This is a genomic window from Paraburkholderia sp. A3BS-1L (assembly GCF_051125215.1).
Taxonomy (GTDB): domain Bacteria; phylum Pseudomonadota; class Gammaproteobacteria; order Burkholderiales; family Burkholderiaceae; genus Paraburkholderia.
This window is the reverse complement of the sequence record NZ_CP120443.1, coordinates 1,654,317-1,670,397: the sequence shown is the minus strand read 5'-3', so window position 1 is coordinate 1,670,397 and position 16,081 is coordinate 1,654,317. Positions and strand designations below refer to the sequence as shown.

The window sequence follows — 16,081 nt, the reverse complement described above, 5'->3', positions numbered from 1 at the left end:
TTAGGCCCTCCCGTTCTTGCGGGCGAAAAGTTTCTTGCGCGTGGCCGGCAGCACGAGCGCGATCGTCACGAGCACGGCGGTGACCAGATTCAGGTCCTGCGCCTTCAGGCCGATGAAGTCGCTATTGAGCGCGAGCGCAATGAAGAAGCGATAGAGAATCGCGCCGAGCACGGCCGCGAGCGTCGTGAGCACAAGGCGCCGAGCGGGCAGGATGCTTTCGCCGATGATGACCGCCGCGAGCCCGATCACGATGGTGCCGATGCCCATCGAGATGTCCGAGCCGCCCTGAGTCTGCGCGAACAGCGAGCCCGCGAGCGCCACCAACGCATTCGAGAGCGCCATGCCCGCGAGCGTCGCGCGGCCCGTGGCGATGCCCTGGGCGCGCGCCATGCGCGGGTTCGCGCCGGTCGCGCGCAGCGCGAGGCCGTATTGCGAGGAGAAGAACCAGTCGACGCCGAACTTGGCTGCGAGCACCACGACGAACAGCGCGAGCGGGCGCAACACATAGTCGGGCAGCCATGCGGGCTGAATCTTCGTGAAGACCGTGGCCTCGGAGATGAGCGGCACATTCGGCGCGCCCATCACGCGCAGGTTGATCGAATAGAGCGCGATCATCATGAGAATGCTCGCGAGCAAATCCATGATCTTCAGGCGCACGTTGAGCCAGCCGGTGATGAAGCCCGCGAGCGCGCCGGCGATCATCGCGCAGACGGTGGCGAGAAACGGATCGTGGCCGCTCGCGATCAGCGTCGCGGCGACGGCGCCGCCTAGCGGAAAGCTGCCGTCGACGGTGAGATCGGGGAAGTTGAGGATGCGAAACGAGATCAGCACCCCGAGGGCGACGAGGCTGAAGATCAGGCCGATCTCGAGCGCGCCCAGTAGCGAATAGAGGGACATGGGGAAATCCTGTTGCGGTCTGCGGCGCGCGGATGGTGGTTGCTGCGCCGGATCGTTCGCCGCAAGCGCGCGGCCCGGGTGAGGCGGCGCGCTTGCGGGCGCGGGGGCCCGTTCTGGGCCAGTAGTTTTTTACGGCTCGGCTGCGGTGTTGCGTGTGGCTTTTGCGTGCTGCTTTTGGGCGTTTCCCAGCGGCATGTTCGCGCTGGTTTCGCGCGGCCTTTCCGTTCGGAAACGGCCCGGTTTGCGCGCTGTTTCCGATCAGCAATGCCCCGCGCGCGGGGCGGGCGCGATGCTTGACGCGGTGGCGGGCGTTACTTCACGACCGTGGTGGCGTCCTTGAGCAGATCGTCGGAGAGCTTCACGCCTTGCTTCTGCGCGGCGGCCGGGTTCACGTACAGCTGCAGCTTGTTGCTGGTTTCCGATGCGATCGCGCCGGGTTTTTCGCCCTTCAGGATGCGCACGACCACCTTGCCGGTCTGATGGCCGAGGTCGCTGTAGTCGATGCCGAGCGCCGCGACGGCGCCGCGCTTCACGCTGTCCGTGTCGGCGGCAACGAGCGGAATCTTCGCGTCGTTGGCCACTTTCACGAGCGCCTCGTAGGCCGAGACCACGTTGTTGTCGGTGTTCGTGTAGATCACGTCGACCTTGCCGATCAGGCTCTTCGCCGCCGGGCCAATGTCCACGGTGCGCGGCGCAGCCGCTTCCTTGAGCGTCATGCCTTGCTGCGCAAGCAGGGTCTTGAGCTGCTTCACGACCACGACCGAGTTGGCTTCGCCGGGGTTATAGACCATGCCCACGTTCTTCGCATTCGGCACCACGCGCTTGATGAGCGCGATTTGCTTGTCGAGCGGGAGCTTGTCGGACACGCCGGTCACGTTGGTGCCGCTGGGCGCCCAGGTCTTCACGAGCTGTGCGGCGACCGGATCGGTCACGCCCGAGTAGACCACCGGCACCGTCTTGGTTGCGGCCACAACGGCCTGCGCCGAAGGCGTGGCGATCGCGACGATCGCGCTCGGGTTGTCGCCCACGAACTTGCGGGCGATCTGCGCGGCCGTGCCGGTGTTGCCCTGTGCGCTCTGGTATTCCCACTTGAGGTTCTTGCCGGCGTCGTAGCCGGCGGCCTTGAGCTCGTCGCGCACGCCGTCGCGGATTGCGTCGAGGGCGGGGTGTTCGACGATCGACAGCACTTCCACGGTGGTGGTTTCGGCCGCGTGGGCCGCGCCGGTGGCGAACGTGATCGCGGCAGCGCCGGCGATCAGGGTAAGGGTGGCGTTCTTGGCGGCTTGCGTGAAGCTTTTCATTGTCTCTGATCTCCCCCGAATGCTCGGTTCTTTCAATTCAGCACGGGTGTGTGCGGCGAGGCAGCGAGCATACCACTGCGCCGCGCGTGTCCGGAACGTGCGCAAGGCCGATGGTGCCCGGATGCGACGGTGCCGTGGCGGCGCGTAGTAAACCATGCCGGCGATTTTCAGGAAAAATCGGTGGGTTGCCGGAAGTTTTCCCGGATTCCAATTGGAAATAATGGTTCGATGTGTACTGGCGAGTTATGTGTTTGATATTTTTTTGATACGGCATTTCATTGAAATGAAAATGTAATTTTTCGCAATAAAATCAAGAGGTTGCGAGTATTTACATTTAGGGTTTTTACTTATTGCGCGAGGTGGCTGATCGGGTGGTTAGGTAAGTATCTAAAATGATCATCGGCGCAAATAAATATAATAGATAAGGTGCTGCAGCGATTTTTTAGAAAAAATCAGATTTTCTGATTGGAAATCCGTTTCTCCACACCGCCGCCAGACGGGCCTGTGGCGGCCTTCAGCCCTGCCTAACTCCCCGGGCCGCCGATATTTCAAGGGTTTTCCGCACATCCTGGGTGGTTTTCGTCAATTGACTTACGTCAATATAGCCATCGATATCCGAAAAAACCCTCGGTTGCGGAATGGGTAGGTTTATTGATAGCATCCGCGGGTCGCTGATTTTGGCCGGATCACCTTCCAGGTTTGAAATGCAGCGAACGGGGCAGGCGGATCGCTTGCGCAATAGGGGCCGTACTCACGGTCTCTCCGAACTGAAGCCGCTACCAGGCGGCCGATACATGCCGGGCCCCGTTGCGTCTGTTGTCTTTCTGGCCCGTCCTTGTTGTCCTCCCTGGCCACATTCTCGGGGTGCTGTTCGTTTGCGCAGGTCATGCCGCTTGCCCGGTTGACCCGAAAACAATCGAGGAGCTCCTGATGACGCCGCTGTCCTGTTTTAACCGTAACCGCCTTGCTTCCCTTTCCGTGGCCGCCGCGCTGCTCGCCTTTGGCGCCGCCGCGAACGCCGAAACCGTGAAGATCGCCATTGCCGGCCCGTTCAGCGGCCCGGTCGCCCAGTACGGCGACATGGTCAAGGCAGGCGCCCTGACCGCGATCGAACAGATCAACGCCGCCGGTGGCGCGAACGGCAACAAGCTCGAAGCCGTCATGATGGACGACGCATGCGAGCCGAAGCAGGCCGTCGCCGTCGCGAACAAGATCGTTTCGCAGCACATCCACTATGTGATCGGCCACGTGTGCTCGGGCTCGACGATTCCCGCTTCGGACATTTACGAGAACGAAGGCGTGGTGATGGTCACGCCGTCGGCAACCGCGCCGCAGCTCACCGAAGGCAAGAAGCGCCAGTACATCTTCCGCACGATCGGCCGCGACGACCAGCAAGGTCCCGCCGCTGCCGCGTACATCATCAACAAAGTCAAGCCGAAGAAGGTCGCGATCCTGCACGACAAGCAGTCGTACGGGCAGGGCATCGCCACTTCGGTCAAGGCCGCGCTCGACAAGGCACACATCCCGGTGGTGGTGTTCGAAGGCATCAACGCAGGCGATTCGGACTACTCGGCAGTCGTCACCAAGCTCAAGTCGCAGGGTGTGGACTTCGTCTACTTCGGCGGCTATCACCCGGAAATGGGCCTCCTGATGCGCCAGTCGCGTGAGCAGGGCGTGAAGGCCACGTTCATGGGACCGGAAGGCGTGGGCAACAAGGACGTGACGGCCATTGCTGGCCCCGCTTCGGAAGGCATGCTCGTCACGCTGCCGGCCGACTTCGCTTCGGACCCGGCCAACGGCAAGCTCGTGAAGGCGTTCGCCGACGCCAAGCGCGACGCGAACGGTCCGTTCCAGATGCCGTCCTACGCTGCGGTCGAAGTGATCGCCGACGGCATCGCGGGCGCCAAGAGCACCGATCCGACCAAGGTCGCGGCCTGGATGCACAAGAACGCGATGAGCACGCCGATCGGCAAGGTGGAGTACGACGCCCAGGGCGACCTGAAGTCGTTCCGCTTCGTCGTCTACACGTGGCACAAGGACGCCACCAAGACCGCCGCGAACTGATCCTGGCGCTGCGCTGCGGGCGCGGCGCGAACTTCCCGCTTTCCGCTATGGCGGGCGGGGCGTTCTTGCAACGCCCGCATGCGCGGCGAAATACAAAAACTCGGGTCGACACCGCTTTAAGGTCTCTCATCGGCTTCACGGCCGCGGGGCTTACGCATGAATGATTTTCTTCCGCAGTTCACCCAGCAGCTCGTCAACGGGCTCACGCTGGGCGCAATCTATGCGCTGATCGCCATCGGCTACACGATGGTCTACGGCATCATCGGCATGATCAACTTCGCTCACGGCGAGATCTACATGATCGGCGCCTATGTGGGCCTCGTCACGCTCACGGCGATCGGCACTTCGGCGGGCTATCCGCTGCCGCTCGTGCTGGGCGCGGCGCTCATCGTCTCGGTGCTCGTCACCGGGCTCTACGGTTTCGCGGTCGAGCGCGTGGCGTATCGGCCGCTGCGTGGCGGGCCGCGTCTCGTGCCGCTGATTTCCGCCATCGGCATGTCGATCTTTCTGCAGAACTACGTGCAGATCGGGCAGGGCGCGCGCGACGTGTCCGTGCCGCAGCTGATCTCCGGCGCGCTCGACTTCAACATGGGCGGCAACTTCGAAGTGACGATTCCGTACGCGCGCATGCTGATCGTCGGCGTGACGGTCGTGCTGATGATCGCGCTCACGCTCTTCATCTCGCGCTCGCGCATGGGCCGCGCCTGCCGCGCCTGCGCCGAGGACATGAAGATGGCCAATCTGCTCGGCATCGACACGAACCGCGTGATCTCGTTCACGTTCGTGCTCGGCGCGATGCTGGCCGCCGTGGGCGGCGTGCTGATCGGACTCACGATCGGCAAGCTCAATCCGTATATCGGCTTCATCGCGGGCATCAAGGCGTTCACCGCCGCCGTGCTCGGCGGCATCGGCAGCATTCCGGGCGCGATGCTCGGCGGTGTGCTGCTCGGTCTCGCCGAAACGTTCGCTTCGGCCTACATGCCGTCCGAGTACAAGGACGTCGTGGCGTTCGGCCTGCTCGTGCTCGTGCTGCTGTTCCGTCCCACCGGCCTGCTCGGCAAGCCGGACGTCGAAAAGGTGTGAGGTCGCCATGAGTCAGACTGTTTCGGTTCGCATGGCCGCTGAAGGCCCGTCGTCGTCGCAGACCGTGAAGGGCGCGCTCGCCGCGGCCGTCGCGACGATCATCCTCACCGCGCCCATCCTGGGTTTGCAGCTTACGCTCGACGGCTACCAGGTCGTGCTGCAGCAGCACTGGCGTCCCGTGTGGATCGCCGCTGCCGTGGTGTTCGTGTTCCAGCTCGTGAAGCCGATGTTTGTGCGCGCAACCAGTTCGGTGCGTCTGCCCAAGGCGCCGGCGCTCGGCGCGCGCCAGCAGCGCGCGGCGATCTGGGTGCTGCTCGCGTTCGGCGCCGTGTTCCCGTTCATGGGCTCGCGCGGCGCGGTGGACGTGGCCACGCTCGCGCTCATTTACGTGATTCTGGGCTTGGGCCTGAATATCGTGGTGGGCTTCGCGGGCCTGCTCGATCTCGGCTATGTGGGCTTCTACGCGGTGGGCGGCTATACCTATGCGCTGCTCAACCAGTATTTCGGCTTCACGTTCTGGGAATGCCTGCCGCTCGCGGCGCTTGCCTCGGCCACGTTCGGCTTCCTGCTCGGCTTTCCGGTACTGCGCCTGCGCGGCGACTACCTGGCGATCGTGACGCTCGGTTTCGGCGAGATCATCCGCCTGCTGCTCAATAACCTCACGAGCATCACGGGCGGCCCGGATGGCATCTCCGGCATCGCCAAGCCCACTGTGTTCGGCTACGAACTCGCGCGCCACGCGAGCGTGGAAGGCGCGAAGACGTTCAACGAGCTGATCGGCATCGAGTACAACGGCGTGCACATGGTGATCTTCCTGTACCTGCTCGCGCTGGTGCTGGTGGCGTTCACGCTGTTCGTCACGAGCCGTCTGCTGCGCATGCCGATGGGGCGCGCGTGGGAAGCGCTGCGCGAAGACGAAATCGCGTGCCGTTCGCTCGGCCTCAATCCCACCCGCATCAAGCTTTCGGCGTTCACGCTGGGCGCTTCGTTTGCGGGCCTTGCCGGTGCGTTCTTCGCGGCGCGCCAGGGGCTCGTCACGCCCGAGTCGTTCACTTTCATCGAATCGGCGCTGATTCTGGCCGTGGTGGTGCTGGGGGGCATGGGCTCGCAGCTGGGCGTGGTGCTCGCGGCGGTGCTGCTCACGGTGCTGCCCGAAGTCGCGCGCGGCTTTGCCGAATATCGCATGCTGATTTTCGGTCTGGTGATGGTGCTGATGATGATGTGGCGTCCGCAGGGCCTGTTGCCCGCAAGCCGTCCGCACGTGGAGTTGCCGCAATGAGCGCACAAGCGTTGTTGAAAGTAGCAGGCCTGCAGATGCGCTTCGGCGGTCTGCTGGCCGTAGACGGCATCGACTTCGATGTGCGTCCGAATGAGGTGTTCGCGATCATCGGGCCGAACGGCGCAGGCAAGACCACGGTGTTCAATTGCGTGGGCGGCTTCTACAAGCCGACCGCGGGCGACATCGTGCTCGACGGCCACGCCATCACGGGGCAGCCGAGCCATCAGGTCGCGCGCCGCGGCCTCGTGCGCACGTTCCAGAACATTCGTCTGTTCAAGCAGCTCACGGTGCTGGAAAACCTCATGGTTGCGCAGCACCTGAAGGTGAACCGCAACATGCTGAGCGGCCTGTTCGCGACGCCCGCATACCGCCGCGCCGAACGCGCCGCGCTCGAGCGCGCCGCGTACTGGCTCGATCGCGTGGGTTTGAAGCAGGTGGCCAACCGCGAGGCGGGCACGCTTTCGTATGGTCACCAGCGCCGCCTCGAAATCGCGCGCTGCATGATTACCGATCCGCGTCTGCTGATGCTCGACGAACCGGCCGCGGGCCTGAATCCGCAGGAGAAGATCGAGCTCCAGCAGATGGTGGACGGCTTGCGCAACGAGTTCGGAATCTCGGTACTCCTGATCGAGCACGACATGAGTCTCGTGATGGGTGTATCGGACCGCATCCTCGTGATGGAGCATGGCAAGCCGATCATGATCGGCCTGCCCGACGAAGTGCGCAACGACCCGCGCGTGATCAAGGCCTATCTCGGAGAGGACTGATGCTGAAGCTGGAAAAGGTCCATACCCACTATGGCGCGGTGGAAGCGCTGGCGGGCGTGTCGATCGAAGTGAACAAAGGCGAGATCGTCACGCTGATCGGCAGCAACGGCGCCGGCAAGACCACGCTCATGATGACGGTGTGCGGCACGCCGCGCGCCTCGTCGGGGCGCGTGACGTTCGAAGGGCAGGACATCACGCGCAAGTCCACGCACGAAATCATGCGCATGGGCATGGCGATTTCGCCCGAAGGACGCCGCGTGTTTCCGAGCCTCACCGTGCTCGAAAACCTGCAGATGGGCGGCTTCTTCGCCTCGCCGCAGGAGATCGAGGCGGGCATCGAGCACGTCTTCAAACTGTTTCCGCGTCTGAATCAGCGTGCGAAGCAGCGTGCCGGCACGATGTCTGGCGGCGAGCAGCAGATGCTCGCGATCGGCCGCGCGCTGATGAGCAAGCCGCGCCTGCTGCTGCTCGACGAGCCCACACTCGGCCTCGCGCCGCTCGTGATTGCGCAGATTTTCGACATCATCCGTGCGATCCGCGAGGAAGGCGTGACGGTGTTCCTCGTCGAGCAGAACGCCAACAAGGCGCTGCACGTGGCCGATCGCGGCTATGTGCTCGAAACGGGGCGCGTGGTGCTCGCCGACAGCGCAGAGAACCTGCTCGCGAACGACAATATCAAGCGCGCCTATTTGGGCGGCTAAGCGCCCGCGCGTTCGTACTGAACGCGCGGGCTGTCACTTGGCTTCTCAGCTCATCGGGCATTCCGGCCCGCGCAATCCACCGCAATCGTGCGGCGGTTACGCGGGCCGTTTTCATTCCAGTGCCTGCCAAAAACTTTCAATTCATTTTCGATTGGCCGCGAATTTCTTTCTGATTGCAACATGCGTTACGAAGGCTGGACAAGCGGGCTGCGCTCACGATAATTGAGCGTCCCCTGCGTGCGGCGGCACGAGCCATGCGCAGTGCGCGGGGTATTCGAGTCACACCGGGGAGTGGTTGGATGTCTGAAGATTATGAAGTGCACGGCCCACACGATCATGCGGTCGAGCATGCGGCCGCGGGCCATGACGCGCGCGATCCGTTTCCGGGGCGCATGGCGGTCGTGACCGCGATTCTCGCCTCGATTGGCGCGATCCTCGCTTACCAGAGCGGCAACAGCGAAAATCTCGCGCTCTACTATAAGAACGAGGCGGCCATTCGCAAAACCGAGGCGGCGAATCAATGGGCCTGGTATCAGGCCAAGGGCGAGAAGCAGCACCTCGCCGAACTGGGCGCTGAGCTGGCGGCGCTCACGCCTGGCTCGACCGAAGCCCGGCGCCGCTTCACTGCCGAAGCCGATCGCTATCGCAAGGAGAAGGAGCCGATTCGCACCCAGGCGGAGTCGCTGGAAAAGCAGGTGGCACAGGACGATGCTCACGCGGAGGAACTGCTGCATGGCCACCATCGCTGGGCGCAGGCGACCACGCTGATCCAGATTTCGATCGCGCTCACGGCGATCACGCTGCTCACGCGGAGCAAGTGGCTGATGTGGGCTTCGCTGGGTGTGGGCGTGACGGGCGTGGTGCTGGGCGCTCTGGCGTTCTTTGCGTAGCGCGGGCCGTGGGCGTGGCGCGGCCGTTCTGGTGTGCCGTTTACCGGCCCTTACCCGCTGCTTAGCCGCCGCAGACGATGGCCGTGAGCAGCAGCGGCACGACCGACTGCACGGTCGCGTCGCTGTTGGCCTCGTGCACGCGCGTGCGGACCGATTCCGCCGGCGCGGAAACCACCACGCCATAAAGCGGGGCATCGATTTCCTTGCCCGCGCCGCGATGAAAGAGGGCGTCGTCGTGCGCGTAGCCGAGCACGACGTAAATGGGAAAGCCGAACGCGCTCAGGCGGTTGCCGTGCACGGGGCGAAAGGCGTTGACCGAATTCGCTTCCACCCGGCTCGGCTTCGGGTCGATGGATTTTTCTTCGATCAGCGCCGAAATGAACTCATGCGGGTTCGACTTGCAGTCGAACTGCTGGTCGTGCGTCCGGTCGTGTGCCGAGCCCTGCGATTGCGCCTTGGCGACGCGCGGCACGGCAAGAGCGGCGAGCCCCGCGCACAGCGCGCAAAGCACGATGAACAAGGGCATTACGGTGACTTGGCGCGGGTTCATGAGTGACGGGACAATCACTTGCGTTTCGCTTGATTACATTCGACACCCAAATGCCGTCGGTGTTCAAGGGGCGCGGCATGGAAATTGCGCAGTTCTGCGCCGCGCCGCACATTCAAGCCGAATATGGATGTGAGCAAGACGGCCACCTCGCGCGCATGGCCGTCTTGCAACTTCCGTTAAAGCATCGATCTCGCCTGAGTCAGGAGCGTGTCGCACACCTTTTTCTTGGCGGCTTCCTGGAGGCCGGCGCTCGAAAGGTCGAGCTGCTGGCCGTTGCCGGTCTGGAGGATGCCGTTGGCGCCCTGCTTGTAGCCGGGGTCCGTGCTCGACGCGCCGCCGGGCAGCTTGCCGAGCAGCGAGTTCTGCACGCTGCTGGCGGTATCGGCATTGAGGAAATTGTTCTGGACGCAGTACTGGATCAGGCCCGTGACGTTGCCGAGGCCGCCCGAGGTGAGCGAGGAACCGGAGAGCGCGCTGCCGAGGTTGCCCAGACTGCCGGCTGCGCCGGCGGCCGAGGTCGAGCCGCTGCTGCCCACCTGGTTGAGCAAGTTGCCGAGCTGGGCTTGCGCGGCATTCCACGGCGCGAGCAGAGCCGCGGCGACACCCGCCACGGCGATCAGAGCGCGCGCGCTGCGCAATGCGGAAGTATGCATACACGAATCTCCTGGATAACTGGCGATTTGATGATTAAAGCTTTCGTACTATAAACGCAATTGCCGCGCGGACTTTGCTGCGTGGCTGCGGCATAAAAGTCGGTTTCCGCGGTGCGTTCGCGGTCGTGTTCATGTGTGTGTCCATCGCCACAGATACGCATGCGCGAGGCATGAAGTGCAGGGTGAAGGCGCCAACGAAGCGGGATTTCATTCCCATGTCATTTGTTGCGTGCACAACTGAGTTTCCTGTAGCAGACGAAACGCGACGAGTCGATGAAAGAGGATAGGGGCCTCGGAAATCGAACGGGTCGATGCTGCACTGGGCAATATGCTTAATGATGCAGTCAGTCGAAGGTGTCGTCACGGGGTCGGGCACTTCGAGATGCATTTGCATGGCATCGAAGGATGGGGCAGGAAGATGAAGGACTTGGAGAAAGACCTCACGAAGACTTTGCGAGGGCGAAAAAGCCCTTGCTGCAAGGGGTTTTCGCAGTCGGGAAGGGGGCTCGAAGGCGCGTTTTGCAAGTGCCAATGGGCATAAATCGGGCCACAAAAAGCGTTACTTTGTTTCTAACCGTAACACTTATTACGGCCCTCCTCATCGGCTGGTCTCAGGTGGTATGCTTCCTGCACAAATTCTCCCTTGCACGAGTGAGACCACGTTCCTTGCGTCATTTCCGTGAACATACGCACTGTCAATGTGCAGCCGGGGATGCCAATGAACCTGTCATATAAACATATGGTGCAACCGAGCACGCCAACGCGGGCAGCAAGACCCGCGAGCGAAGGCTCCGTCACAGCAGCCCCGGTCCGGCTGCGTGGAGAACAGCATGAATTTCGAAGAACTGAGCGACGACGAGTGGGTGCTAGTGTCCTCGCTCGTATCCGATGAACCGCCCATACGCCTGAACCGCCGCGGTCGCCCGCGCGCGGAGCCACGTGTCGTGGCCAACGCCGTGCTGTGGATCTTGACGACCGGTGAGTCCTGGTCGCGTCTGCCTGCGCGCTATCCGTCCGGTCCCACCTGCCGGCGCCGTTTCGAGGAATGGCACATGAGCGGCACGCTCAACGAACTGGTCAAGCTGCTCGTCGAGCGTGGCCGCAGCTTCGTCTACGTGCCGGAGCCCGTGCAGGCCCAGGCGCCGGCGAACCACGCGCAGGCTTCGCAGTCCGTGGCTGCAGCCGTGGCGTCCGGAGTGTCGGTGGCCGAAGAAGTCGTCGAGGACGACGGCTTGCCCGCGGTCTACTGGAAGAGTCCCGAGGCATGGCAGGCGCCCGCTTCGGTGGCCGATGTGCCGCTGGCCGACCCCATCGAGAGCATGACCAGGCAACTCGTGAGCCAGGACGATGAGGGCCGCGCGCCGTTCCCCACGATGCATCAAACGCACAAGCAAGTGCCGCATCGTTCGCAGCCGACGCATTCGGGCGCTGTGCCGCGCCCGGCCGATGCGAGCGTGAGCGCGCCTGTTGTCAGCCGCACGGTCGCGCCGATCGCCGCCGAGCCCTCGGAGCACGCCACCGCGCCATGGACGAGCGCCACGCCGCCGGCCGTGCAGGTCGTGGAATGGGGCGGCTGCGAGATCCACCTGAGCGTGGAGCTCGCGCGCAACGACATGTATCGCGCGGCCGTGGAAATTCTCAAGGACGGCAAGCGTCTCGAGCGCTCCGGTCTGATCGGCCCGCCGTTCGAGAATTGCGAAGCGGCACGCCATTACGCGTTCGACTGGGCGTGCCAATGGATCGAGCGCGAAGTGCCTGCGTCCGCAGGTGCTTCGTCCGCTGGCAGCGCCAGCGCGTGCGCGAATGGTCCGGCTCTCGCCGTGCCGCCTGACCACGCAACGCATCACGCAACCAGCAGCGTGGTGACGCGCGCCATGCCCGCGGTCGCGGCCAACGTGGTGAGCACGGTGTCGTCCAATGCGGCGAACAACGTGCGCCTGGCAGCGCTGCAGCGCTACGCCTCGAACCCCGTGCTGCGCAACGGTGGCGAGGCACGCGACCCGGCCGCGGCAAACGGTGCGGGCGCTGAACGCCGCCACTACATCTCGCGTTACAGAACGCATCTGGGCTAGGGGCAGGGGCCGGCGCTCGCCGGCGCCTGCGTCCGCTCGCATCACCCGCATCATTGCCCGCTTCATTGCCGATTTCGCCGCTGCTTTTGCAGCGGTTTTCGTGTTCGTCGTGCGCGCATTAATTGCCGCACTAATTGCCGCATTATTCGCCGCAGTTGCCAGCGCATTGACCACGTTTAGCATGACCATCTCTTGCTCGTGCTTGCACTCACGGCCGTAGCGGCTGCGTCTTCAATCGCCGCCACGGCCGTCCGTGCTGTCTCCGTCCACATTGCTCATCGATTTTCTGCTTGTGCAGCGGGGCGCTCTGCGGCGCCCCTTGACCTGCATTGACTTGCCTTTACCGCATGACCTGCGTTACTGCCGGCCGTACTGATCGTCCAGACGCACGATATCGTCTTCGCCGAGATACGAACCCGATTGCACCTCGATGATTTCGAGCGGCATCTTGCCGGGATTCTCGAGGCGGTGCGAAACGCCCAGCGGAATGTAGGCCGATTCGTTTTCCGAAACGATGAAGCGTTCGTCGCCGCGCGTGACGAGTGCCGTGCCGCGCACGACGACCCAGTGCTCGGCGCGGTGATGATGCATTTGCAGCGACAGGCGTGCGCCCGGTTCCACCACGATGCGTTTCACCTGGAAGCGCTCGCCGCTGTCGACGCTGTCGTAGTGGCCCCACGGGCGATGCACGAGACGATGCGCGACCGCTTCGCTGCGGTGTTGCGACTTCAGGCGCTGCACGATCTTCTTCACGTCCTGGGCGCGCGAGCGGTCGGCCACGAGCACGGCGTCGGCGGTTTCGACGACCACCAGATTCTCGGTGCCGAGGCAGGCGATCAGGCGTCCATCCGAGTGCGCGAAGGTATCGTTCGCGCCTTCGAACATGACTTCGCCCTGGGCCACGTTGCCGGCTTCGTCCTTCGAAGCGACTTGCCACACGGTGTCCCACGAACCGAGATCGGTCCAGCCCGCCGCGAGCGGCACCACCACGCCGCCGGCCACGGTCGTGTCGCCGGAGAGCGGCTCCATCACGGCGTAGTCGATCGAGTTGGACGGCGAGCGCGCGAATGCTTCGCTGTCCACACGGAAGAAGTCGCCGTCTTCCTTGCCGTTCTGGACGGCGGCCGAGCAGGCTTCGTAAATAGCCGGCTCGAAATGGCGAATCGCCTTGAGCCACGTGCTCGCGCGCATGATGAAGATGCCGCTGTTCCACCAGTAGCGCTGCGAAGCGACGTACTGCTGCGCGAGCTCGAAGTAGGGCTTCTCGACAAATCCGTTCAGGCGTCGTGCGCCGGCCTCGTCGCCAGCGGCAAGCGGCTCGCCCACGTGAATGTAGCCATAGCCCGTTTCGGGGCGCGTGGGCACGATGCCCATCGTCACGATCTGGCCGCTGGCCGCATGACGCACGCCATCGGCCACGGCGGCCTGGAAGGCTTCGAGGTCGGCGAGCGCGTGGTCCGCGGGCATCACGACCATAATGCCGTCCTGACGTTCGGCGACCACGGACAGCGCGGCGAGGGTGAGCGCGGGCGCGGTGTCGCGCGCGAGCGGTTCGAGAATGAGACGCGCTTCCTTGCCTGCCGCGCGAACCTGGTCGGCGGTGGTGAAGCGGTGTTCCTCGTTGCAGACGATCATCAGCTTGTCGGCGAGGGTGACGCGTTCTGCGAGCGCGTCGAGACGGCCTGCCGTATCCGCGAGCAGCGAATGCTCGCCCACGAGGTTGATCATCTGCTTCGGGTACTGTTCGCGCGACAGTGGCCACAGCCGCGAACCCGCGCCGCCCGCAAGCACCACGGGGCAGACTTGCAGCGCGTTGCGCGATGCGGCGCGCGCGTCGGTTGCGCGTGCCGATGTCGTTGCGGAACCCGTATCCGTCATCTCATTCTCCAAAGGGGTTTCGGTTACGAGATTTGTAGCACGCTTAAAATCGATATAAATAGAATCGTAAAGAAGAAAACGGAAAATATTCTAATCAAATGGAAAATAATCAATCCGTCACAATGCGGCGCCAATAAAAAATCGAATAAAAATGGCGCGGCGGCTTCGCGCCGGATCTGGAAGCTAAAAAATTAATCAGGGTCCGGTGCGATGAATGCGGCAATTTTTGCTGCTCAGGCCGCGATGCCGCCGGCCCGGCAGGTGGGATTTCCGGCAAACGTTGCCGAAAAAATCACACAAAAAATAGACAGTTAGCAACGAAACATTTGGAGATACTTTTGGGCGTTGCGCTATCAATTTTTATCGTGCTTTATTAGGGTTTATTCGGATACGCTTCGTCTGCGCCGGGAGAGCCTGGTGCAACTTTCCCTGACTTCTGTATTTCCTGTTAGCGGCGGCCATGATGCATCGCGCGTGGCTGCGATTCATTTTTTCTAAACCGAGGTGCCGGACATGCTGAGCGTTCTAGCCAGAATCATCGATGTTGCCGCCATCGCCGCTGGCGCCCTGGTGGCCGCTGCCTTGCACCACGGTAAATTCACCGCGCTTTCCGATATGGAGAGCGTGGCGCTCGCGTTCAACTGCGTGCTCGCGATCTGGATGTTTCCGGCATTCGGCATTTACCAGTCGTGGCGCGGCAAGTCGCTCTACGTGCTTGCGGCCCGCGTGTGCGCCGCGTGGATCGCGGTGGAGTGCACCGGCATTCTGCTTTCGTTCAGCGTGCACCGCGCCGATTCGCTTTCCCGCATCTGGCTCGCGTACTGGGTCGTGGCATCGGTGGCGTTCCTGATCGTTTCGAAGACGATGGTGCACATGGTGCTGCGCGGCCTGCGCCGCGAAGGCTACAACCAGAAGGCGGTGGCCGTGGTTGGCGATCATCGCTGCTCGCGTTTCCTGATCGAGCAGATGAAGAGCCATCCCGAGGCAGGCTTTCATCCCGCGCTCGTGTTCGACGAGGACAGCGACGCCGATGGCGATGCGCAGCTCGACGGCGTGAAAGTCGAGCGCGACCTGCAAGCCACGCTCGAATACGTGCGTGAGCACGGCGTGCGCGAACTGTGGCTCGCGCTGCCGATCACGAAGGAGCGCACGATTCATCGCATCGTCACGGCGCTGCGCAACGATTTCGTGAACATCCGTTTCATTCCGGACGTGCGCAGCCTGTCGTTTTTCAGTCAGCCCGTGGTCGATCTGCTTGGCGTGCCGGCCATCAATCTGGCCGCTTCGCCGGTCACGGATCTGCGCGTGCTGCCCAAGCGCGTGTTCGACATTGCCTTTGCCGGCGCCGTGCTGGTGGCGCTCGCTCCGTTGCTGGCGGCCATTTCGATTGCAGTGAAGCTGACCTCGCACGGGCCGGTGTTTTTCAAGCAGCGCCGCAAGGGGCTCGACGGCAACGAGTTCGAGATCTACAAGTTCCGCTCGATGAAGGTCCATGCGGAGGTGGCGGGGCAAGTCACCCAGGCGCGCCGCAACGATCCGCGTGTCACGCGCGTGGGCGCTTTCCTGCGCCGCACGAGTCTCGACGAACTGCCGCAATTCATCAACGTGCTCAAGGGCGAGATGTCAGTGGTGGGTCCGCGCCCGCACGCGCTTGCGCACGACGACATCTACAAGGACCTCGTGCGCGGCTACATGGCGCGCTATCGCATCAAGCCCGGCATTACCGGCTGGGCGCAGGTCAACGGTTATCGCGGCGAAACCGACCGCGTGGAGAAAATGCGCGACCGTGTGCGTTTCGACCTGCACTACATGCAGCACTGGAGCTTCGGTCTCGATCTGCGGATCGTGGCGATGACCATGTGGAAAGGCTTCGCCGGCCAGAACGCATATTGAAGTGGACCGGGCGCGCAATCTGCGCATGCCGCGCTCATGCGTTTCGCATGAGT

At 63.3% G+C, this 16,081-nt stretch carries 13 protein-coding genes; 8 read left to right on the top strand and 5 right to left on the bottom strand.

Annotation, left to right across the window (positions count from 1 at the left end):
• Nucleotides 1-897: an ABC transporter permease gene (locus P5W99_RS22635; protein WP_213302438.1), complete on the bottom strand. Its 897-nt coding sequence runs from the start codon at nt 895-897 to the stop codon at nt 1-3.
• Between the two features lie 311 nt (nt 898-1,208).
• Complete coding sequence (locus P5W99_RS22630; RefSeq protein ID WP_434663052.1) at nt 1,209-2,198, bottom strand: ABC transporter substrate-binding protein; 990 nt, start codon at nt 2,196-2,198, stop codon at nt 1,209-1,211.
• Between the two features lie 930 nt (nt 2,199-3,128).
• On the opposite strand from P5W99_RS22630, the gene P5W99_RS22625 reads away from it, so the two are divergent.
• The 6 genes from P5W99_RS22625 to P5W99_RS22600 all read left to right on the top strand — a co-directional run bounded on the left by P5W99_RS22625 (nt 3,129) and on the right by P5W99_RS22600 (nt 8,982).
• Complete coding sequence (locus P5W99_RS22625; RefSeq protein ID WP_421025625.1) at nt 3,129-4,262, top strand: branched-chain amino acid ABC transporter substrate-binding protein; 1,134 nt, start codon at nt 3,129-3,131, stop codon at nt 4,260-4,262.
• Between the two features lie 156 nt (nt 4,263-4,418).
• Nucleotides 4,419-5,345: a high-affinity branched-chain amino acid ABC transporter permease LivH gene (livH, locus tag P5W99_RS22620; RefSeq protein ID WP_175195655.1), complete on the top strand. Its 927-nt coding sequence runs from the start codon at nt 4,419-4,421 to the stop codon at nt 5,343-5,345.
• A gap of 7 nt (nt 5,346-5,352) precedes the next feature.
• Nucleotides 5,353-6,624, top strand: a complete 1,272-nt coding sequence (locus P5W99_RS22615; protein ID WP_421025624.1) for a high-affinity branched-chain amino acid ABC transporter permease LivM — start codon at nt 5,353-5,355, stop codon at nt 6,622-6,624.
• Nucleotides 6,621-7,391, top strand: a complete 771-nt coding sequence (livG, locus tag P5W99_RS22610) for a high-affinity branched-chain amino acid ABC transporter ATP-binding protein LivG (RefSeq protein WP_035521223.1) — start codon at nt 6,621-6,623, stop codon at nt 7,389-7,391. The genes P5W99_RS22615 and livG overlap by 4 nt, the downstream gene beginning before the upstream one ends.
• On the top strand, nt 7,391-8,092 hold the full coding sequence (locus tag P5W99_RS22605) for an ABC transporter ATP-binding protein (protein ID WP_421025623.1): 702 nt from the start codon (nt 7,391-7,393) through the stop codon (nt 8,090-8,092). The genes livG and P5W99_RS22605 overlap by 1 nt, the downstream gene beginning before the upstream one ends.
• A gap of 299 nt (nt 8,093-8,391) precedes the next feature.
• Nucleotides 8,392-8,982, top strand: coding sequence for a DUF4337 domain-containing protein (locus P5W99_RS22600; protein ID WP_421025622.1), 591 nt, complete (start codon nt 8,392-8,394; stop codon nt 8,980-8,982).
• 61 nt (nt 8,983-9,043) lie between these two features.
• Here P5W99_RS22600 and P5W99_RS22595 read toward each other — a convergent pair whose 3' ends face one another.
• On the bottom strand, nt 9,044-9,532 hold the full coding sequence (locus P5W99_RS22595) for a hypothetical protein (protein WP_421025621.1): 489 nt from the start codon (nt 9,530-9,532) through the stop codon (nt 9,044-9,046).
• 176 nt (nt 9,533-9,708) lie between these two features.
• Nucleotides 9,709-10,185, bottom strand: a complete 477-nt coding sequence (locus tag P5W99_RS22590) for a DUF2501 domain-containing protein (protein ID WP_421025620.1) — start codon at nt 10,183-10,185, stop codon at nt 9,709-9,711.
• Between the two features lie 830 nt (nt 10,186-11,015).
• Between P5W99_RS22590 and P5W99_RS22585 the strand changes: the two genes are divergently transcribed.
• Complete coding sequence (locus tag P5W99_RS22585; RefSeq protein ID WP_421025619.1) at nt 11,016-12,257, top strand: transposase; 1,242 nt, start codon at nt 11,016-11,018, stop codon at nt 12,255-12,257.
• Nucleotides 12,258-12,614: 357 nt separating this feature from the next.
• Here the strand turns inward: P5W99_RS22585 and P5W99_RS22580 are convergent, their stop codons facing one another.
• Nucleotides 12,615-14,135, bottom strand: coding sequence for a mannose-1-phosphate guanylyltransferase/mannose-6-phosphate isomerase (locus tag P5W99_RS22580; protein ID WP_421025618.1), 1,521 nt, complete (start codon nt 14,133-14,135; stop codon nt 12,615-12,617).
• A gap of 513 nt (nt 14,136-14,648) precedes the next feature.
• Here P5W99_RS22580 and P5W99_RS22575 point away from each other — a divergent pair.
• Nucleotides 14,649-16,028, top strand: a complete 1,380-nt coding sequence (locus tag P5W99_RS22575; protein ID WP_421025617.1) for an undecaprenyl-phosphate glucose phosphotransferase — start codon at nt 14,649-14,651, stop codon at nt 16,026-16,028.
• Nucleotides 16,029-16,081 lie beyond the last annotated feature (53 nt).